Source organism: Pseudomonas sp. MYb118 (assembly GCF_040947875.1).
In the GTDB taxonomy this organism is placed as follows: Bacteria; Pseudomonadota; Gammaproteobacteria; order Pseudomonadales; family Pseudomonadaceae; genus Aquipseudomonas.
This window is the reverse complement of sequence record NZ_JBFRXN010000003.1, coordinates 793,183-812,463: the sequence shown is the minus strand read 5'-3', so window position 1 is coordinate 812,463 and position 19,281 is coordinate 793,183. Positions and strand designations below refer to the sequence as shown.

The 19,281-nt window shown below is 61.4% G+C and carries 15 protein-coding genes; 6 read left to right on the top strand and 9 right to left on the bottom strand.

The features are described 5' to 3' along the window. Positions 1–270: 270 nt before the first annotated feature. From ABVN20_RS25020 to ABVN20_RS25010, 3 genes are all read right to left on the bottom strand, one after another. Entirely contained in the window at positions 271–1,572 is a 1,302-nt protein-coding gene (locus ABVN20_RS25020) for an NAD(P)/FAD-dependent oxidoreductase (protein WP_368558438.1), read from the bottom strand. Continuing rightward, on the bottom strand, positions 1,569–2,657 hold the full coding sequence (locus tag ABVN20_RS25015; RefSeq protein WP_368558437.1) for a polyamine ABC transporter substrate-binding protein: 1,089 nt from the start codon (positions 2,655–2,657) through the stop codon (positions 1,569–1,571). The genes ABVN20_RS25020 and ABVN20_RS25015 overlap by 4 nt, the downstream gene beginning before the upstream one ends. 153 nt (positions 2,658–2,810) lie before the next feature. Then, positions 2,811–4,169 carry a glutamine synthetase family protein gene (locus ABVN20_RS25010; RefSeq protein ID WP_368558436.1) on the bottom strand — a complete coding sequence of 453 codons (1,359 nt, stop codon included), beginning with the start codon at positions 4,167–4,169 and terminating at the stop codon, positions 2,811–2,813. Positions 4,170–4,330: 161 nt separating this feature from the next. Here ABVN20_RS25010 and ABVN20_RS25005 point away from each other — a divergent pair, with 161 nt between their 5' ends. Next, positions 4,331–5,269 (top strand): helix-turn-helix domain-containing protein, encoded by a 939-nt coding sequence (locus ABVN20_RS25005; protein ID WP_368558435.1) that lies wholly within the window; start codon positions 4,331–4,333, stop codon positions 5,267–5,269. A 39-nt stretch (positions 5,270–5,308) separates the two neighbouring features. Further along, entirely contained in the window at positions 5,309–5,758 is a 450-nt protein-coding gene (locus tag ABVN20_RS25000; protein ID WP_368558434.1) for a hypothetical protein, read from the top strand. Here ABVN20_RS25000 and ABVN20_RS24995 read toward each other — a convergent pair. The 3 genes from ABVN20_RS24995 to ABVN20_RS24985 are packed head-to-tail and all read right to left on the bottom strand — an operon-like array spanning position 5,743 to position 9,401. Next, the gene (locus ABVN20_RS24995) at positions 5,743–6,768 is read right to left on the bottom strand and encodes a DUF2955 domain-containing protein (RefSeq protein ID WP_368558433.1); all 1,026 of its coding nucleotides are present in this window, start codon (positions 6,766–6,768) and stop codon (positions 5,743–5,745) included. The two genes, ABVN20_RS25000 and ABVN20_RS24995, sit on opposite strands and share 16 nt — an antisense overlap. Continuing rightward, positions 6,758–7,882, bottom strand: a complete 1,125-nt coding sequence (locus ABVN20_RS24990; RefSeq protein WP_368558432.1) for an HlyD family secretion protein — start codon at positions 7,880–7,882, stop codon at positions 6,758–6,760. The genes ABVN20_RS24995 and ABVN20_RS24990 overlap by 11 nt, the downstream gene beginning before the upstream one ends. Continuing rightward, a complete protein-coding gene (locus tag ABVN20_RS24985; RefSeq protein ID WP_368558431.1) occupies positions 7,875–9,401 on the bottom strand; it encodes an efflux transporter outer membrane subunit in 1,527 nt (508 codons plus the stop codon). The genes ABVN20_RS24990 and ABVN20_RS24985 overlap by 8 nt, the downstream gene beginning before the upstream one ends. Positions 9,402–9,548: 147 nt before the next feature. Here ABVN20_RS24985 and ABVN20_RS24980 point away from each other — a divergent pair, with 147 nt between their 5' ends. From ABVN20_RS24980 to ABVN20_RS24965, 4 genes are all read left to right on the top strand, one after another. Further along, the gene (locus ABVN20_RS24980; protein ID WP_368558429.1) at positions 9,549–10,049 is read left to right on the top strand and encodes a cupin domain-containing protein; all 501 of its coding nucleotides are present in this window, start codon (positions 9,549–9,551) and stop codon (positions 10,047–10,049) included. A gap of 900 nt (positions 10,050–10,949) precedes the next feature. Next, positions 10,950–12,980, top strand: a complete 2,031-nt coding sequence (locus ABVN20_RS24975) for an alkyl/aryl-sulfatase (RefSeq protein ID WP_368558428.1) — start codon at positions 10,950–10,952, stop codon at positions 12,978–12,980. Positions 12,981–13,066: 86 nt separating this feature from the next. Continuing rightward, the gene (locus tag ABVN20_RS24970; RefSeq protein ID WP_368558427.1) at positions 13,067–13,735 is read left to right on the top strand and encodes a DUF3313 domain-containing protein; all 669 of its coding nucleotides are present in this window, start codon (positions 13,067–13,069) and stop codon (positions 13,733–13,735) included. Between the two features lie 86 nt (positions 13,736–13,821). Continuing rightward, entirely contained in the window at positions 13,822–15,117 is a 1,296-nt protein-coding gene (locus ABVN20_RS24965; protein ID WP_368558425.1) for an OmpP1/FadL family transporter, read from the top strand. A gap of 4 nt (positions 15,118–15,121) precedes the next feature. Here the strand turns inward: ABVN20_RS24965 and ABVN20_RS24960 are convergent, their stop codons facing one another. From ABVN20_RS24960 to ABVN20_RS24950, 3 genes are all read right to left on the bottom strand, one after another. After that, entirely contained in the window at positions 15,122–17,536 is a 2,415-nt protein-coding gene (locus tag ABVN20_RS24960; protein WP_368558424.1) for a TonB-dependent siderophore receptor, read from the bottom strand. A gap of 73 nt (positions 17,537–17,609) precedes the next feature. Further along, positions 17,610–18,548 carry a FecR domain-containing protein gene (locus ABVN20_RS24955; RefSeq protein ID WP_368558423.1) on the bottom strand — a complete coding sequence of 313 codons (939 nt, stop codon included), beginning with the start codon at positions 18,546–18,548 and terminating at the stop codon, positions 17,610–17,612. After that, entirely contained in the window at positions 18,548–19,054 is a 507-nt protein-coding gene (locus ABVN20_RS24950; RefSeq protein WP_368558422.1) for a sigma-70 family RNA polymerase sigma factor, read from the bottom strand. The genes ABVN20_RS24955 and ABVN20_RS24950 overlap by 1 nt, the downstream gene beginning before the upstream one ends. Positions 19,055–19,281: the final 227 nt, after the last annotated feature.

Here is a 19,281-nt window from a genome sequence, read left to right as displayed (position 1 = left end):
CGCACAGGTCGTTCATGGTGAGAGGCCGTCGCTGAAGGAAGGCACCACGCTAAACTTTGGGTTTCTGACCGGCAACCTTAAAAAGGTGTCGGACGTTTCCCGGTGTTGGGCCCGATCACGCGTTAAATCCGACATCCCGCGCGAAAGTCTGCCTGGATGTCTGCGTTGTCTGGGTCGTTATCGCGAGCAGGCTCGCTCCCACAGGTTTGGCGGGGTCCCTGTAGGAGCGAGCTTGCTCGCGATGGTCGTCAACGATGACGCGGGAGGGGATCAGCCGAAGGCTTCGCGCATTTTGTACCAGAGCATACCGAGGGCCAGCAGCGGCGAGCGCAGCATTGGGCCGCCGGGGAAGGTCATGTGCGGGACGGCGCTGAAGACGTCGAAACCCTGGCTTTGCCCCGCGTGAATCACTTCACCCAGCAATTTCGCGCACCAGTGCGTGACGTTCAGGCCGTGGCCGGAATAGCCCTGGGCGTAGAACACGTTCGGCTGCTGGCGCAAGCGGCCGACCTGGGGGAAGCGGTTGGCGGTGATGCCGATCTTGCCGCCCCATTGGTAGTCGATACGCATATTCGCCAATTGCGGAAACACCTTGAGCATCTGCGGGCGCATGTAGGCAGTGATGTCCGCCGGATCGCGCCCGGAGTAATGGCAGGCACCCCCGAACAACAGACGCCGGTCAGCCGAGAGCCGGTAGTAATCCAGACCGACTTTCTGGTCGCACAACGCCAGGTTCTGCGGAATCAGGCTGGCCGCTACATCGGCCGCCAACGGCTCGGTGGCAATGATGTAGCTTCCCGCCGGCAGCACCTTGCCACTGAGTTTGGGCTCCAGTTCATCCAGGTGCGCATTACACGCCAGCACCAGGCTACCCGCACGCACCGTACCCGCAGCGCAACGGACCTGCACCGTGCTGCCATGGATCAGCTCCAAAACCTCGCTCTGCTCGAAAATCCGCACGCCAAGGCCTTGCGCCACGTGCGCTTCGCCCAGTACCAGGTTCAGCGGGTGCAAATGCCCGGAGCCCATGTCGATCAGCCCGCCGGCGTACACCCCGGAGTTCACCACTTGTTCGCGGATCTGCTCGGGCGGAACGAGGCGAGTTTCATGGGCGTAACCACTTTCCAGCAAATGCTGCTGCTCATCCTTGAACGCAGCGAACTGCGCCGCCGTGTTGGCCAGTTCGCAAAACCCCCAGCGCAGGTCGCAGTCGATGCCGTGTTCACGGATGCGCTGGCCCACCAATTCCACCGACTCGACCCCGGCGCGTTCCATGTAACGCACGCCTTCAACGCCGACATGCTTGGCAAAGCCACTGACGTCATGGCCAATACCGCGAATCAACTGCCCGCCATTGCGCCCGCTGGCGCCCCAACCAATGCGCCGGGCCTCCAGCAGGATCACCGAAAGCCCGCGCTGCGCCAGTTCGATGGCGGTGTTGACCCCGGTGAACCCACCGCCGATCACGCAGACATCCGCCGTCAGGTCGCCGGACAGGGCAGGCAAGGGTGCCAGCCCGTTGGCCGAAGCGGCATAGTAGGAGCGGGCATGTTCTTGGGTGTACTGATTCATTTGTTCGACTTCACTTTGCTCCAGGAACGGGTCATCAAGCGCATGATCGCCTGGGGCGGGGTGGTGGAGATGTACAGCTTGTCGAGCACTTCCTGGGGCGGGTAGACCTCGGGATTGTTCACCAGCTCGGCGTCCATGTACTGCTTGGCTGCCGGGTTCGGGTTGGCGTAACCGACGTAGGCGCTGACCTTGGCGATCACCTGCGGGTCGAGCAGATAGTTGATGAAGGCGTGGGCCTCCTTGGCGTTGCTGGCGTCGGCGGGAATGGCCAGCAGGTCGAACCACAGGTTACTGCCTTCCTTGGGGATCGCGTAGGCGATATTCACGCCGTTCTTGGCTTCCTTGGCGCGGTTGGCGGCCTGGAACACGTCGCCGGAGTAACCGAAGGCCACGCAGATATCGCCGTTGGCCAGGTCCGACACGTATTTGGAGGAGTGGAAGTAGGTGACGTACGGGCGAATGCTCAACAGCTTGGCTTCGGCTTTCTTGTAGTCGTCGGCCTTCTCGCTGCGCGGGTCCATGCCCATGTAGTTGAGGATGGCCGGGAACACTTCATCCGGCGAGTCCATCATCGACACGCCGCACTGGCTGAGCTTCTTGATGTTTTCCGGTTCGAACAGCACGGCCCAGGAGTCGATGTGGTCGACGCCCAGCACCTGCTTGACCTTGTCGACGTTGTAGCCGATGCCGTTGGTGCCCCACAGGTACGGCACGGAGTGCTGGTTGCCCGGATCGTTCTGTTCCAGCAATTTCAGCAGTTTCGGGTCGAGGTTCTTGAAGTTTGGCAGCTGTTCGCGATCCAGCTTGAGGAACGCACCGGCTTTGACCTGGCGACCGAGGAAGTGGTTGGACGGCACGACCACGTCATAGCCGGTACGGCCGGCGAGCAGCTTGCCTTCCAGGGTTTCGTTGGAATCGAAGACGTCGTAGATCACCTTGATCCCGGTTTTCGCCTGGAAGTCGGCGAGGGTGGTTTCGCCGATGTAATCGGTCCAGTTGTAGACGCTGACGGTGGGTTCGGCGTGGGCCAGGGTACTGCAGAGCACGACCAGGGCGGTGGGGACCAGGGATTTGAGTAGACGCATTTCGACACCTCTTGGATTTTTTGGAGTTCTTCAGGTGATTGTTTGTTGTTCTGGCGGCCGCTTCGCGAGCAGGCTCGCTCCCACAATGGTCAGGTGTTCACAAATCCAGAACTGTGGGAGCGAGCCTGCTCGCGATAGCAGACACCGCAGATATCAGACGCTCAGCAGCAAAAACTCCCGCTCCCACGAGCTGATCACCCGCTTGAAGTTCTCATGCTCGGCGCGCTTGACCGCGACATAGCCGCGCACGAACTTGCTGCCCAAGTAGCGCTCGATGGCCGTGCATTCTTCCATCTGGGTCAACGCTTCCTCGATGGTGATCGGCAGCCGCAGGTTGCGCCGCTCATAGGCCCGGCCCTGGACCGCCGCGCTTGGCGTAATGCCCTCGACCATGCCGATGTAGCCGCACAACAGGCTGGCGGCAATCGCCAGGTACGGGTTGGCGTCGGCGCCGGGCAGGCGGTTTTCCACGCGCATGGCTTCCGGGCTGGAGGTCGGCACGCGCAGGCCCACGGTGCGGTTTTCCTCGCCCCATTCGACGTTCACCGGTGCCGAGGTGTCCGGCAGGAAGCGGCGGAACGAGTTGACGTTGGGGGCGAACATCGGCAGCACTTTCGGGATGTACTTCTGCAAACCGCCGATGTAGTGCAGGAACAGCTCGCTCATCTGCCCGTCTTCATTGGCGAAAATCGGCTTGCCGCTGGCGATGTCCACCACGCTCTGGTGAATGTGCATGGCGCTGCCGGGCTCGTCGCCAATCGGCTTGGCCATGAAGGTCGCCGCGACGTTGTGCTTGAGCGCCGCTTCACGCATGGTGCGCTTGAACACGGTGATCTGGTCTGCCAGGTCCAGGGCGTCGCCGTGACGGAAGTTGATCTCCATCTGCGCCGGGCCGTCTTCGTGGATCAGCGTGTCGAGGTCCAGGCCTTGCAGTTCGCACCAGTCGTAGACGTCCTCGAACAGCGGGTCGAATTCGTTGGCGGCGTCGATGGAAAACGACTGCCGGCCACTTTCCGCGCGGCCCGAACGGCCCAGCGGCGCCTTGAGCGGCAAGTCCGGGTCTTCGCAGCGCTGGGTCAGGTAGAACTCCATTTCCGGCGCGACAATCGGCTTCCAACCCTTGTCGGTGTACAGCTGCAAGACTTTCTTCAGCACGTTGCGCGGCGACAGCTCGATGGGGTTGCCGAACTTGTCGAAGGTGTCGTGGATCACGATGGCGGTCGGTTCGATGGCCCACGGCACCACGTACACGGCATCGGACACCGGCTTGCAGACCATGTCGATGTCGGCCGGGTCGAGCAGGTCGTAGTAGATGTCGTCGACGACGAAGTCCCCGGTTACCGTTTGCAAAAGCACACTTTCCGGCAGGCGCATGCCTCGCTCATGCAGGAACTTGTTGGTCGGTGCAATCTTGCCGCGTGCAATGCCGGTCAGGTCGCTGACGACACACTCGACTTCGGTAATCTTGTGATCTTTCAGCCACGTCAGCAGCTGATCGAAAGGGACATTCATAAAGACCTCGTTGTTGGTTTTATTAACGCCGGGGAGGCCGGTTTCATCCGCCGCACACTTCCCCTGAGACGCGTTGACGACTATCTTGGTCGAGCCCCGAGGTTCCATCTATCCACTTTCAGCAGCACCAAAACGCACCAAAAGAGTGCGAAAGGTCACCCATGACAGCGTGCAATTCGTTACAGGTCCAGGCGTTCGACACCACCGACGTAGCCGAGCAGATCCGCGCCACACCGGGCTGGGTCCAGCATTACCAGCAGATGTCGCCAGGGCATTTCGCCGGGCGGGTGCGTTACCTCGACCTGCAAGGCGTGGAAATCTACGAAGAACACATGAACACCCGGGTCGAGCAGAATTTCGGTGCGCCGGAAGGCGCCCTGGCGTTCTGTTTCGATCGCAGCGATGACGCGCTGTACGTGCTCAATGAAGAAAGCCGCAACATCTGGATCACCCCGGAGAACTACCAGGAAATCGCCGTGGTGTTCGGCCCGGAATTTGTTCAGCGTCATGGCTTGAACGTCGCCCGGCTGGAAGGGTTGTTCATGGCGCCACTGAATTCCGGGCAGAACGCGCTGTTCAGTCGCTGGCTGAGCGGGACCCTGACCCGACTGGCGCAGACCATCGACCCGCCAAGCCGCGAAGCCCTGACCCAGCAGTTGCTCGAAGACTGCCTGTACATCCTCGATAACGCGTGCATCTGCCTGGATCGTGGCGGCTTGCAGCGTCGTACCGAAGAGCGTGCGGTGATGAAACGTGTGGGCGAATGGGCGGCGGATTCCCCGGAAGAAACCCTCAACCTGCTGGAACTCTCCCAGGTCGCGGGCGTGTCACTGCGCCAGTTGCAACACGCGTTCAAGGCCTACACCGGCATGACCCCGACCCACTGGCTGCGCCTGCGCCGCCTCAACAGCGCCCACCGTCAATTGCTCAGCAGTTCGCCGCTGCAAACCACGGTGGCCGAGGTGGCGATGCAGTGGTCGTTCTGGCACCTGGGGCGCTTTTCCAGCAGCTATCACGCGCTGTTCCGGGAACTGCCGAGCGAAACCCTCAAGCGCGCCAATGGCCGTCAGTCACCTGTCGAGAGAGGGCGGACGCGCTGATCTAAACTCTTGATGGCTCCCCAATGCCCGGAGGTCATCATGTGCAGATTGTCTTCCCTTGGCCTGTGTGTCGCGCTCTCGCTGGTCGCCACCCAGGCAGCGGCCCAGTCCGTGGTGCCGATGAAGGGCCAGAGTTCGCAGCAGACCCAGTCCGACATGGCTGAGTGCCAGAACATCGCGGCCGGTCAAACCACCACTTCGACACCTTCCGGCGGCCGGCTCAAAGGGGCGGCGGCCGGTGCTGCGGCCGGGGCGACGGCGGCGCAGATTCGTGGCAACCAGCATGACGAGATCTATGATCGTGTCGATGACGATCGCAAACAGGATTACCGCCAGGACCGCGCCAAACAGACGGCCGCGGCGGGCGCGGTAGTCGGTGGTTCACGCCAGCGCCAGGAGCGTCGTGCCCAGCGCAACAGCAATGAAGCGGCCAGTGCGACGGCCTACAGCAGTTGCCTGCAAGGCAAGGGCTATCAGGTCAATCCGTGAGCGGGGCGCGTGGCTCGACGGTCCAGCAGGCGCACCATCAGGCACGCATATAACGTCACCAGCAGGAACAGGCCCATGCGGATCGCGAACGCGGTATAGACGTCCTTGCCTGCCGCGCTGTCCTGCACCGACTGGCCGAGCAGGATGATCAGGGTGATGAAGGTGTTGAGCCAGAAGCCCGGGCTGAAACGGCTCGGGCTCAGGGCGTAGAGCTTGCGCGCCAGGACCAGCCCGAACAGCAGCATCCACAGAAAGAACATCCACAGATGCACGAACAGGCTGAGCGCGCACCAGAACAGTACGGCCAGTACACCGCCCAATAACGTCGAGCCCACCAGTTCGCGCCCGGCGTGGCGGGCGGTGGTGGAGCTTTGCTGGCCCAGGCTCACGGCCTTGAGGATGATCGGCAGGTAGCTTGCCGGGTCCACCAGCACCAACAGGAAGGTCGGCAGCACGATCAACGTCGCCCGCAGCGCCACCCGCCCGGTTTCCTCAGGCGGCAGCGGCGGGGCAAAGGGTGGGGAGGGCGCGTTGGGCGGGTCGGGAAACAGCCAGTGGCTGACGGCGACGATCAGCACCACCAGCAGCAAACCCTTGACCAGCGCGCCGATGATCGTTGCCGCCAGGTCGAAATCGGCGACGCCGGCGGCGGGAATCATGGTCAGGCCGATCACCAGGAAGGTCACGATCAGGTTGTTGCCGCCGCGCAGACCATAACCAAACAACAGGAACAGGCAGACGCCCACCAGCAACACGCCGTTGACCGGGTAATAACGCAGCACCGGGATCAACAGCAGGCCGACACCGGTGGTCAACAGGGCGGCGAGTGCCAACACCAGGCCGGCCTTGAGCGGCAACGGGCGATTGACGCTGGCCAGCAGCACCAGTGCCAGCACCGGCGCGAGGAACGGAATCGGCAACGCCAGGCCAAAACTCGCCGCTAGGCACAACGCCGTGCCCGTCGCCAGGCGCAGGGCGCGCTGGACCCGTGGCGAGCGCTCAGTAGGCATACGACAGCCAGCTCATCAGCGCGAAGAACAGCCGACCCAACGGGTTCAACAGGCTGCCTTCGGACGGAAACGCCATGACTTCCGCCTGGCCGCCGGCGCGCACCGCACGGCTGTCACGCAGGCGCGCCTCGGCCTCTGCGGAAAACTCGATGATCACTGGAAAACGCTGGGCCGGACGCAGCCAGTCGCGGCTGTTCTGCACCGTGGGCAGGCTACCGGGCTGGGTGGGTTGGCCGACACTGACCCCATAGCCAATGCTGCGCACCCGCCCGTCGAACACCTGGCCCGGCAGCGCATCGAGCACGATCGACACCGGCGTATCGAGCTTGATTCGCCCCAGGTTGTTCTCGGTCATGTCGGCACTGATCCACATGTCATGGATGGCGATCAGGGTCATGACCGGGCTGCCCACCGCCGCGAACTGCCCGGCGTCGGTGCGCAGGTCGGTGATCAAGCCCGCCGAGCGCGCCCGGATCTGCGTGTTGGCCAGGTCCAGTTCGGCTTTCGACAAGGCCGTGGCGGCGCTGCGCAAGAGGGCGTTGTCCTCCGCGCTGCCGCCTTCCTGTTCCTGGGCGCGCTGCACTTCGGCGCGGGCGGCGGCGACCTGGCTGACCGCCTGTTCGCGATTGGCGCGGGACACTTCCAGCAGGCGCACGGAAATCGTCCCGGGGTCGTTGCGATGCAAGCCTTCCAGGCGCTGGTTGTCCTGGCGCGCCTTGAGTTCGTTGGCCTGGGCTGCGCGCAAATTGGCTTGCGCCGAGGCGATGCCGGCGGTGCTGGCGCCGATCTGCCGGCGCGTCGATTCGAGGTCGGCACGGGCGCGGTCGACGGCGATCTGGTACGGCTGCGGATCCACTTCGAACAGCAGGTCACCGGCCTTGACGTCCTGGTTGTTGCGTACGTTCACGCGCACCACCCGGCCTGCCACCTCAGCCGCCACCGGAATCACAAAAGCCCCGACCCGCGCCTGCTGCGTGTAGGGCGTGACGCGGTCCGCCGCCAGGTACCAGGCCAGGCTCAGCAGGATCACCAGCAACACCCAGCGGATGCCTTTTTTTGCCGGATCCGCCGCTGCCTTGGCGGGTTTGGGGGAGGGGGGTAGCGCTTCACTCATGGGACTCGACCTTTTTCACGTGGGCAGGCCTGGGTTCTGCCAGCAGATCACCCCAGTCCGTGCGTTGCTCCATTTGCTCGCGGGTCGCCGCGTCGACCTTCGGCTGCGGGCTGTACCAGCCACCGCCCAGGGCCTTGTACAGGGCAATCACGTTGCTGACCGCGTTGCTGCGGCTGACCAGGTAATTGTCCTGTTGCTCGAGCAAGGCGCGCTGGGCGTCCAGCACCCTCTGGAAGTCCGAGTAACCCTCCAGGTATTGCGCGTCGGCCAGCACCAGCGAGCGTTTCGCCGCGACCTCGGCTTCACGCAGGATGCGTTCGCGCTCCAGGGACTTGATCAAGCCGCTGGCGGCATCATCGGCCTCGCGGGCGGCCTGGCGTACCTTGTCGCGATAGGCCTCGATCAGTTGTTGCAGGCGCGCATCCTGGACCCGCACGTTGTTGCTGATCTGGCCGTGGTCGAACAGGTTCCAGCGCAGGCTCGGCCCACCGACAAAATCCAGGTTGCGCGAGGTGCCATTGAGCGTATCGGCGGACCAGACGATGCTGCCGAGCAAGGTCAGTGACGGGTAGAAATCGGTCTCGGCGACACCAATCAACGCCGACTGCGCCGCGACATTCAATTCAGCGGCGCGCACATCGGGCCGGCGCAGCAACAGATTGGCCGGCACATCCTGCAACACGGCACGATCCACCAGCGGTATCAGCCCCTGGTTCTCCAGCAACTGCGGCAAAGCCCCTGGTGGCTGCCCGATCAACGCCGCCAAGGCATTGCGCAGGCGCAGCACCTGGTCCTCGAAGTTGGGGATGGTGCTCAAGGTGCCCAGGTACTGAGTCCGGGCTTGCTGCAAATCGAGTTCGGCCTGCTGGCCACTGGTGAACAGCTTCTCGGTGATCTCGAAATTGCGCTTCTGTTGCTTGGCGTTGGCCTGCGCCACCCGCAAACGCGCCTCGGTGGTGCGCAGGGAGAAATAGGTGTCCGCCACCTGGGCCCGCAGCAGCACCAGCACGTCTTCATAGTTGGCCTGCGCGGCGAAATAACTGGCGTCCGCCGACTCGATGGCCCGACTGAAACGCCCCCAGAAATCCAGCTCCCAGCCCACGTCGAAACCGGCGCTGTACTGCCAGAAATGCGCGTCCTGCGGGTTATTACCGCCGAATTGCCGGCGGTTGACGTAGAGGCTGTCGGCACTGGCCTGCTGCACCTGCGGATAACGCCCACTCAAGGCAATACCCAACTGCGCCCGGGCTTCCATCACCCGCAGGCCGGCGATCTTCAGGTCCGAATTGTTGGCATCGGCGTCGGCAATCAAGCGATCCAGCACCGGGTCGCCGAACACCTGCCACCAACGCTGCAAATCCGGATCGCTGGCGCGCTGGCTGGAATGTTCAAGGGCAGGGGACTTCCACTGATCAATCCACGGCTGTTTCGGCGACTGAAAATCCGGCCCCAGGCGCACGCAGCCAGTCAGGCCCAGCACACCCAGCAAAAGCAATCGGCCCGGTCGCGTCAGGTGCATGCGTGTATGCCAGTGGATTGAGTTCAAAGGAGCATAGACGGCTTGCAGACTTGCCAGCCTCAAACCGGGCATGCCGGTTTTATTGAATAAACTAATTGAAGCGCTATGGTGTATAGCTCTGAGCCATCATTACGACGGGAGTCGTCCATGCAGCCAAACAGTGAAGACGTCATCGCGGCGCTGAACCTGGAACCGCACGTTGAAGGTGGTTACTACAGACGAACATTCCAGGCCGACCAACAGCCCCTGGTCGAAACCGCGGGCGGATCACGCTACGCAATGACGTCGATTTTTTACCTGCTGACTGCCGAATCGCCGATCGGACGTTTTCATCTGAACAAATCCGACATCGTGCATTACTACCAACTGGGCGACGCCATCGAGTACAGCCTGATATTGGCGGACGGCACATTGAAGACTGTGGTGATGGGCAACAACGTGATGGCTGGCGAATGTTTGCAGCTGCATGTGCCGGGTGGCGTGTGGAAGGCTTCGCTGTTGATGGAGGGTTCGGCAGGATTCGGTTTGATCAGTGAAGCGGTCACACCGGGTTTTGATTTTGCGGATATGCAGATGGGTGACAGGGAAACGTTGATTGAGGCGTTTGTGCAGCATCGAGGGTTGATTGAACGGATGACTGAGGATTGAGGTTGGAGCGGTGATTTGCTGTGTGAAAAGCCGTGGGTAACCGGGGGATTTGGTAATACGTTGTTACGTGTAATGTATATTATGTTAAACAGGATGTTTAAGTAATGACTCACCTGGATCATCTCCTACCTCGCTCCAAGCTCAATCGACCAAATCGACCCTTCCGTGTCGGTCCCATGAATCAGTTTTCCACGGGCACTCGTGTCTCTTCCTCGGGATCCTCCAGCTAAAGGCATCGACATGATCTGTACACCGCATCCGTTGAAAACGTCTGGACATTGGCGCACAACACGCTCAGTCGCATATTGCACGAACAGTTACTGGGAGTCCCGCCAAGCGTTAAACACTAATTCGTCAGGCTCAGCAACCTCAGTACGGTTCGAATGCTTGTGATGAGATTGACTAGTCAGTATCCCCAGCCAGCGTTGATTAATCCGTACGTTCAAAAACTCGAGTCTCGTTATACATAGGCCGACCTCCCTGGAAGTTGTCACTGCTGGCGAAGTGCAATCAATTCCAGCGTCCAAATTTACTGTTATCTACATCGGCTAAGTACCGCTCGTCGCCTCACCGGGCCATGCTGGCCGGGGCATGCGGGGTTTCACGAGTCGATGGCGACCAAAACTTTCACCACGGTTTCCAGTTTGTATAAAGGTCGTACAAGCAGAATCAAACGATTGTATTTGTGCAGATTTTCCATTCTTTTCGTCAACGCCCACCGAACAATATCTATCTAGGATTTTCGATTTTTCTGATGTCGTTATCCACCTAACTATTAGCCATCTTCATAGTTCTGTAGCGGTATTTTTTAGACTGATTCTTAAACACGTCTACCGTTACCTGAGCTTGGTATTAGCGCTTTTGCTCTAGCGCATTTCCGACTATGAAGGAGCGTGAAAGATGGCTTTGGAAATGACTTCGACAGCACAAACTTTCCCAACCCGTAAATCGAAAATCCTGAAGGTGGCAGGCGGGATTTGCTCGTTGGTGATGGCCGTGGCGATAGCCACCCAGGCCATCGCCGCCGAGGCGGAAAAAGCCAAACCCGCATCGGACGCCACCAAATCGGCGAATAACGCGCTGCTCAAGGAGCTGCCGTTCGACGACAAGACGTCCTTTGAGCTCGCGCACAAGGGTTTCATTGCTCCCCTGCCCTCCGCAGTCATCAAGGGAGCCTCGGGTAATGTGATCTGGGACCCGGCCAAGTATGCGTTCATCAAGGAAGGCGAAGCCGCGCCGGACACCACCAACCCGAGCCTGTGGCGTCAGTCGCAACTGATCAACATTTCCGGGCTTTTTGAAGTCACCGAAGGCATCTACCAGGTGCGCAATTACGACCTGTCGAACATGACCATCGTCGAAGGCAAGGACGGCATCACCATCTTCGATCCGCTGATTTCGACTGAAACCGCCAAGGCTGCCCTCGACCTCTATTACCAGCATCGGCCGAAAAAACCGGTGGTGGCGGTGATTTACACCCACAGCCACGTTGACCATTACGGCGGCGTACGCGGCGTGATCAACGAAGACGACGTCAAGGCTGGCAAGGTCAAGGTGTATGCGCCGCTGGGCTTCGTCGAGCACGCGGTGGCGGAAAACGTCATGGCCGGCACCGCCATGAGCCGTCGCGCCAGCTACATGTACGGCAACCTGCTGCCACCTTCGGCAACTGGTCAGTTGGGCGCAGGCCTGGGCACCACCACGTCAGCCGGTACGGTGACGTTGATCCCGCCGACGGACATCATCAAGACCACCGGTGAAACCCACATCATCGACGGCCTGACCTACCAGTTCCTGTACGCGCCGGGCAGTGAAGCACCAGCGGAAATGCTCTACTACATCAAGGAGAAAAAAGCCCTCAACACCGCCGAAGACTCCACTCACACGCTACACAACACCTACTCATTGCGCGGCGCGAAGATCCGCGAGCCGCTGCCATGGTCCAAGTACCTCAATGAGGCGCTGAAATTGTGGGGTGACGATGTCCAGGTGATGTATGCCATGCACCACTGGCCGGTCTGGGGCAACAAGGAAGTGCGTGAGCAACTGTCTTCGCAGCGCGACATGTACCGCTACATCAACGATGAAACCCTGCGCATGATCAACAAGGGTTACACCATGGTGGAGATCGCCGAGCAGTTCAAACTGCCCAAGGAGATCGCCAACAAGTTCTCCAACCGCGGCTACTACGGCTCGGTTAATCACAACGTCAAGGCCACCTACGTCTTGTACATGGGCTGGTTCACCGGTAACCCGGCCACGCTCAATGAACTGCCACCGGAAGAAGGCGCCAAGCATTACGTGGAAATGATGGGCGGCGAAGACGCCGTGCTGAAAAAAGCCAAAGAGTACATGGACAAAGGCGAATTCCGTTGGGTCGCCGAAGTGGTCAACCATGTGGTGTTTGCCAACCCGAACAATCAGGCGGCGAAGAATCTGCAAGCCGATGCGCTCGAGCAAATGGGCTATCAAGCCGAAAGCGGCCCTTGGCGCAACTTCTACCTCACCGGCGCACAGGAACTGCGCGATGGCGTGAGAAAACTGCCGACCCCGGACACCGCCAGCCCCGACACGGTGCGGGCGATGGACCTGGACCTGTTCTTCGACTTCCTGGCCATGCGCCTCAACGGTCCGAAAGCCGATGGCAAGCGCTTGTCGCTGAACTTCGACTTCACCGATCTGAACCAGAAGTATGCGGTGGAAATGGAGAACGGCGTGCTCAACCACACCGAAGGCGTGGAAGCCAAGGAAGCCGACGGCAAAGTGACCCTGACCCGCGACACCCTGAACAAGATCGTGCTGAAGGAAACCACCCTGAAGGATGCGCTGGCCAAAGGCGACATCAAGGTCGATGGCACGCAGGGCAAGCTCGAAGAGCTGGTGTCCTACATGGATGACTTCGACTTCTGGTTCAACATCGTCACGCCGTAACGGTTCGAGTCAGGCCGGCCTTGGGCGGTGTCCGCCGATGCTGCCCAAGGTCGGCTTTACCCAGGTTTCGACAATGGAGCGTTCCCATGCAATTAAAAGCACTGGCTGTACCGTTGTGTGTGTTGTCCCTGGCGCTTTCCGGTTGCGCCAGCAAGTATGTCGACCCCGCGCAGTACTCCGGGTTTCTCAAGGACTACAGCAACCTGAAGGAAGAGAAATCGCCTTCGGGTGCCGACGTGATGCGCTGGATCGATCCGAAGGTGGATGTCCGCAAATTCACCAGCGTCTACGTCGAACCGAGCCAGTTGTACCCCAAGCCGCAACCCACCGAGAAAATCCCGCAGAGCACGCTTAACGGCATCACGACCTATTACGACCAGACCTTGAAGAATGCCTTCGTCAAGGCCCTGCCCCTGGCCACCGGTCCTGGCCCGGGAGTGTTGGTGGTGCGCCCCGCCATCACCGCGGCCAGCGCCAAGACCAAGGGGCTGGCCCCGTATGAAGTGATTCCGATCGCGCTGGTCGCCGCCGGCGTCAGTGCCGCCACCGGTATTCGCGACCAGGACACCAGCCTCGCCACCGAAGCGGCGTTCCTCGATGGCAGCAACAATAAACTGGTGGCGCAAGTGGTGCGCAAAGGCGCCGGTGCGGACCTCGAAAATTCCGATCAGGTGCTGCAGGCCAAGGACTTCAAGGCGGTGCTCGATGTCTGGGCGCAAGACATGGTCAAGTCCTACCAGCAATTGAAGAAGTAACCCGCGCCACGGCCACCGTGCTTTGCCTGGCGTGTGGCCGTGTTTCCAGACAGTCGATGGGTTGATGGTTTCGCAGAGGACGCGTCATGCACACACGCCACTACGTTCGCCAACTCCATGCATCTTCCCTGGCGCTCGGCCTGGGCCTGCTGACCGGCAACGCCTGGGCCGGCGGCATCCTGATCTACGAGGCTGGCCAGGAAGGCAACGGTCTGGCCAACGCCGGGGCCGCTTCGTTGGCCACCGACCCCAGCGTGCTGATGAGCAACCCCGCCGGGCTCACCGAACTCAAGGGCACGCAGATCAGTGCCAACGCCCAGGTGATCCTCGGTGACATGCGTTTCTCCCGCGACAGCAACAACCAGTTTGACGGCAACGAAGGTGGCAATGCCCTGCAATACCTGCCGGGTGCCAGTTTGTTCGTCAGCCATCAGATCGACGAACGCTCGGCCATCGGCTTTGGCATGTATGGCAACTTCGGCCTGGCCCTGGATTATGACGACGACTGGGCCGGGCGCTACTTCAACCAGGAGGCGGCGATCATTGGTGTGTCGTTTCAGCCCACCCTGGCGCACAAGTTCACCGATGATCTGTCTGTCGGCATCGGCCCGCGCATCATGTACGCCTATTACCGCAACGAAACGGCGATCAACAACAATCTGCTCGGCCTGCGCGACAGCCCCGATGGCCAGCTCGAATACAAGGACACCGACGTCGGCGCCGGCATCAACCTCGGCCTGCTCTACCGCGTGAGCGAGCGCACGCAGATCGGCCTGGCGTACACCAGCAAGATCGACCTGGAATTCAAGGACAGCCCCAGCGTGCGCAAGGTCGACAACCCGATCATCAACGCCGCGCTGCGCCGCCTGGACGTCGATTCGCTGGAGCTGGATATGTCGGTGCCGCAAACCGTGTTGCTCAGCATCGCCCACGACCTCGACCCGCAATGGAAATTGCTCGGCAGCCTCGGTTGGCAGGACTGGAGTGAGTTTGGCGACATCGGCGTAGAAGTCGACGCCGGCGCCGCCGATGTCAGCCGCACCGCCGACCGCAAGTACAAGGACACCTGGCACGCCTCGGTGGGTGCCCAGTATCAAGCCACCAAACAATGGCGCTGGAGCGTCGGCCTGGGCTACGACAGCTCGGCCGTCGATGACAAGGACCGCACGGTCGATAACCCCATGGGTGAAGCCTGGCGTGTGGCGACCGGGGTGAATTACCAGGTCGACGAAGGCCTGGACGTGCACGCCGCGTACACCCTGGTCTGGCTGGGTGACATGGACGTCGACCAGACCAAGTCGCGCTCGGGCACCACCTTGTCGGGCACCTACAAGAATGCCGCGCTGCACATCATCGGGGGCGGCGCGACCTGGCGGTTCTGACTGTTTAGAACTCCAACTGCGCCGAGAACGCCACCGTGCGCGGGTCTCCCAGGTAGCTGCTGTTGAGCCAGTACTTCTTGTCAGTCAGGTTGCTCACGTTCATCCGCAGCGTCAGGGTGTTTTCACCCATAGGCAGACGGTAGCGGGCACCTGCGTCATAGGTGGTGAACGACGGCAACTCGTAGTTGTTCGCCTCGTCGGTGTATTGCTTGCCGGTGTAGAACGCCCCGCCAGTGACGGCAAAACCCGGTGCCGAGGCGATATCGTATTCGGCGTAGACCTTGGCCAGTTGTTTGGCCACGTTGATCGGCGCATTGCCGTCGTTGGCGGCGGTTGCGCCCTTCTTCACTTCCGGATCGAGCAAGGTGAAGCCGCTGACCAGGGTCAGCTGCGAGGTGACCTTGCCGGTGACGCTGAATTCCAGGCCCTTGTTCTCCTGGCGCCCGTCCTGGACGAATACCCGGGCGTTGTTGGTGTAGGCATTGGGTTTGTCGATGTTGAACAGCGCCAGTGTGACCAGCGTGTCGCCGAGGGTGGCCTTGGCGCCGATTTCGTACTGCTCGCTGATCTGCGGTGCCAATGCCGTGCCGGCGTTGATGGCGCGTGCCGGGGCGACGCCGCCGCTTTGCAGGCCTTCGATATAGGTGGCGTAGGTGGTCAGCCAGGGCACGGGTTTGTAGATCAGCGACACGCTCGGCGAGGTGGTGCTCTTGTCGTACTCGGTCTTGCGGGCAACGGCTGAATAGACGAAGTCGTTGTTGTACGCCTTGATCTGGGTATGGGTGGCGCCGAGGATCGTCGACCACTGTTCGTTGAAGGTAATGATGTCGCCGATCAACAGGTTGTGGGTGTCGGTGGTGCTGGAGATGTGCCGGGCACCGTGGCCGACCGAGTAGCCTGGCTTGCTGACCTGCGGTTGATCATCGAGGGGAATGGCCGGGCCGGTCACCGAGACGTATTGTTGCGACGGGATATGGTCCTCGTACATCAGGCTGCGCGCGGTGTTGCCCTGGTAACCCAGGGTCACCTTGTGGTCGATCGGGCCGGTGGCGAACTGTGAATCGAGGAACAGGTAGCCGGAATACTCCTGGGTATCGAGCGGCGCAAAGGCGTAAAGCGGTTGCGTGTAGCGGCCAGGCGCATCCACTTGTGGGCCGGTGTAGGTGTATTCCTGGGTGTATTGCTGCGCCGCGAACGCTGCGCGCAGGCTGAAGGTGTCGTTCAGGCGCCACTTGGCGCGCACGCCGGCCTTGTCGGTTTCGTTGTCGGCGAAGGCCCATTTCTGGCTGTACAGCTTGTCGGTGTCCAGCGAGGAAGCGCTTGGGCGATAGGCCTGGTTGGCGAAGTACCAGTAGCTGGTCAGGCCGCGGGTCTGGCTTTCCTTGTGCGAGGCGTCGAACTGGATTTGCAGGTCGTCGCTGACGTTCCAGTCCAGGGCCAGGCTGATCATCTGCCGACGGCGCTTTTGCAGGTCGATGGCGGTCTCGCCGTCCTGGGTCAGCAGGTTGAGGCGGTAGGCGAATTTACCTTCGCTGTCGATCGGGCCGCCGAAATCGCCGTGCAGGTAGTAGTTCTCGCCGCCGGCATTGCCAAGCGTGACGCTGTTGTAGCGCTGATAGGTCGGGCGCTTGAGCACGTAGTTGACCAGACCGCCCGGGGACGCCGGGCCGTAGAGGAAACCGGTGAGCCCGGTCACCACTTCCAGCTGCTCGGTGTCTTCGATGAAGTTGCCGGCATCGGCCAGGGTGCTGAAACGCAGGCCATCGTTGGCGATGTTCAGGCTGGCGGAGCTGCCGAAACCACGGATGGTCACGGCGCTGGCGTAACCGGCACTCTTGGGCGAGTACAGCTGGGTGAACGGATTGCGCTTGAGTACATCGTCGGTGGAGGTCGCCAGCATGTTTTTGAGCAGGGCCTGGGGCACCACGCTCATGGAGTACGGCGTGTCCTGCAGCTTCATGCCGCCCAGGGCGCCGACGTTGCTGATGTTTTCAGACACGTACCCCGCCGCTTCCGAACCGTCTGCTGCGCGTTGGCCATTGATATTGATGTCCGGCAGTGTCATTGAACCTGCCGAGTCGGGGCTGACTTGCACCAGTCCGTAAATCCGTTCCGAGAGTTTCACCGCTTGCAACCCGGAACCGGCCAACAGCACGGCGAACCCCTGCTCTACGCTGTAGTCACCCTCGACGCCCTTGGAATTCAAGCCCTGGACCATGGCCGGGGTGAACTGCACGGTGATGCCGGCCTGGGCGCTGAAACCGGTCAAGGCCTGGCTCAGGCTGGTGGGCTGGACGCTGTAATGATGGGTGGCTTGGTCTGCGTGGGCAGCTTGCGGCTGGGCAGCCAGGGCCAGCGTCAACAGGGATACGGCGAGCGCGCAGCTCAATGCTGTGCGCGGGAAACGAGGATGAGCCATGGAGCGAGGTGTCCTTAGGAGATGACCGATTACTACTAAGGACGGACGCCTTGAAAAAACGGGCCAAAAATTTTCAAGCCTTGCTCACCGTGACCCAATAGCGGGTTCGATAAGCCACGTTGACCGGCAGTGTGTTGGGCAGCGCCGCCAGGATCGCGTCGGTGTCATCCAGTTGGAAGCCGCCGCTGATGCGCAGGTCGGCGGCAGTGTCGTCACAGCGCAGCCGGCCGGGACGGTAACGGGTCAATTCCTCGCAGAAATCGCGCAGCGGCATGTTGTCGACCGCCAGTTGCCCTTGGGTCCAGGACGCGTTCAGTGCGCTGGTCATGCGTAACGGCCCGAATGAGGTGTCGCTGAACGAGCGTTGTTCGCCGGCCTCGACGATCTGCGCCGTCGCGTGCACAGGCGTGGCGCGCACCCTGCCCTGCAACACGGCCAATTGGGTGGTGCCATCGAACTGGCGAACGCTGAAACGGGTGCCCAAGGGCTCCATGAGCCCCTGTGCGCTTGTCACTCGCATCGGCCGGCCGGCAGGATCCGGCGCGGTGGTCACCAGGATCTCGCCGCGGATCAGGCGGATCATTCGTTGGCTGTCGTCGTAGCTGACGTCGACGGCAGTATCGGTATTAAGGTTGAGCACCGTGCCGTCGGCGAGTGTCATTTGTCGACGTTCGCCCAGGGCGGTATGGAAGTCGGCCATCCAGCCCTGTTGTGCGCTGATGCGGTAACCGAGGTAACCGGCCGGTGTGATGGCTGCCAGTACCAGTAATGCCTTGAGCGCCTGACGCCGCTGGCGGTTCAGTGTGCCGATGGCGATGCCTGGTGGCAGGCCGCCGAGTTGTTGCTGCACGTGGACCACACGCTGCCAGGCGCGCTCGTGCTCCGGGTCGGTTTGCCGCCAGCGCGCACAGGCTTGCTGTTGGGTGGCGCTGAGCGGCTGCTCGTGCATCAGCACCAGCCACTGGGCGGCCTGACGGGCGATTTCACGACTGATCGGGGCTTGCGCGTGCATCACAGCGTCACGTCGTTGAGGATGCAGGCTTCAAAGGCGCTGGCCATGTGGCGCTTGACCGACCGTTCGCCGATCCCCAGTTCCCGGGCGATTTGCGCGTAGCTCAGGCCGTCGATCTGGGCCAGCAGGAACACCGAGCGCACCACCGGCTTCATGCGATCGAGCAAGGCGTCGAGCTGCAGCAGGGTTTCGCGCATCTGCCATTGCTCTTCCGGCGACAGGACGAAGGCTTCCGGCATGGTTGCGAGCATGTCCAGGTAGGCGCGTTCCAGTGACTGGCGACGGAAAAAATCGCAGACCAGGCGCTGGCCGACGGTCGCCAGGTACGCCCGCGGGCGATCCAGGACCAGGCGCTCACCGGTCTTGCGTTGGGACGTGAGGATGCGCAGGAAGGTGTCCTGTGCCAGGTCGGCGGCCTGGCTGTTACAGCCCAGGCGGCGATACAGCCAGCCCGTCAGCCAGCGGTTGTGCTCTGCGTAAAGCAGCCCTAGACGATCATCACTCACAACTCGCCCCCCAAAAGAAGGCGCGATGATAAGTGGTAATGATTCTCATATCAATGTGGGAGCGAGCCTGCTCGCGATGATCTTCAACGATAACGTTGTCTGCCTGACGCCCAGCGGTGTCCCTGCCCCCATCGCGAGCAGGCTCGCTCCCACATTTAAAGGGTGGTGAAAATTATTTTTGGATTCGGTGATACCTTTTCCGCGCTCGTTCGGTGTGTAGAGGAATT

Excerpts from the sequence above, each read along its gene's own strand:
- ABVN20_RS25020 (WP_368558438.1), bottom strand. The coding sequence starts at position 1,572 with ATGAATCAGTACACCCAAGAACATGCCCGCTCCTACTATGCCGCTTCG.
- ABVN20_RS25015 (WP_368558437.1), bottom strand. The coding sequence starts at position 2,657 with ATGCGTCTACTCAAATCCCTGGTCCCCACCGCCCTGGTCGTGCTCTGC.
- ABVN20_RS25010 (WP_368558436.1), bottom strand. The coding sequence starts at position 4,169 with ATGAATGTCCCTTTCGATCAGCTGCTGACGTGGCTGAAAGATCACAAG.
- ABVN20_RS25005 (WP_368558435.1), top strand. The coding sequence starts at position 4,331 with ATGACAGCGTGCAATTCGTTACAGGTCCAGGCGTTCGACACCACCGAC.
- ABVN20_RS25000 (WP_368558434.1), top strand. The coding sequence starts at position 5,309 with ATGTGCAGATTGTCTTCCCTTGGCCTGTGTGTCGCGCTCTCGCTGGTC.
- ABVN20_RS24995 (WP_368558433.1), bottom strand. The coding sequence starts at position 6,768 with ATGCCTACTGAGCGCTCGCCACGGGTCCAGCGCGCCCTGCGCCTGGCG.
- ABVN20_RS24990 (WP_368558432.1), bottom strand. The coding sequence starts at position 7,882 with ATGAGTGAAGCGCTACCCCCCTCCCCCAAACCCGCCAAGGCAGCGGCG.
- ABVN20_RS24985 (WP_368558431.1), bottom strand. The coding sequence starts at position 9,401 with ATGCACCTGACGCGACCGGGCCGATTGCTTTTGCTGGGTGTGCTGGGC.
- ABVN20_RS24980 (WP_368558429.1), top strand. The coding sequence starts at position 9,549 with ATGCAGCCAAACAGTGAAGACGTCATCGCGGCGCTGAACCTGGAACCG.
- ABVN20_RS24975 (WP_368558428.1), top strand. The coding sequence starts at position 10,950 with ATGGCTTTGGAAATGACTTCGACAGCACAAACTTTCCCAACCCGTAAA.
- ABVN20_RS24970 (WP_368558427.1), top strand. The coding sequence starts at position 13,067 with ATGCAATTAAAAGCACTGGCTGTACCGTTGTGTGTGTTGTCCCTGGCG.
- ABVN20_RS24965 (WP_368558425.1), top strand. The coding sequence starts at position 13,822 with ATGCACACACGCCACTACGTTCGCCAACTCCATGCATCTTCCCTGGCG.
- ABVN20_RS24960 (WP_368558424.1), bottom strand. The coding sequence starts at position 17,536 with ATGGCTCATCCTCGTTTCCCGCGCACAGCATTGAGCTGCGCGCTCGCC.
- ABVN20_RS24955 (WP_368558423.1), bottom strand. The coding sequence starts at position 18,548 with ATGCACGCGCAAGCCCCGATCAGTCGTGAAATCGCCCGTCAGGCCGCC.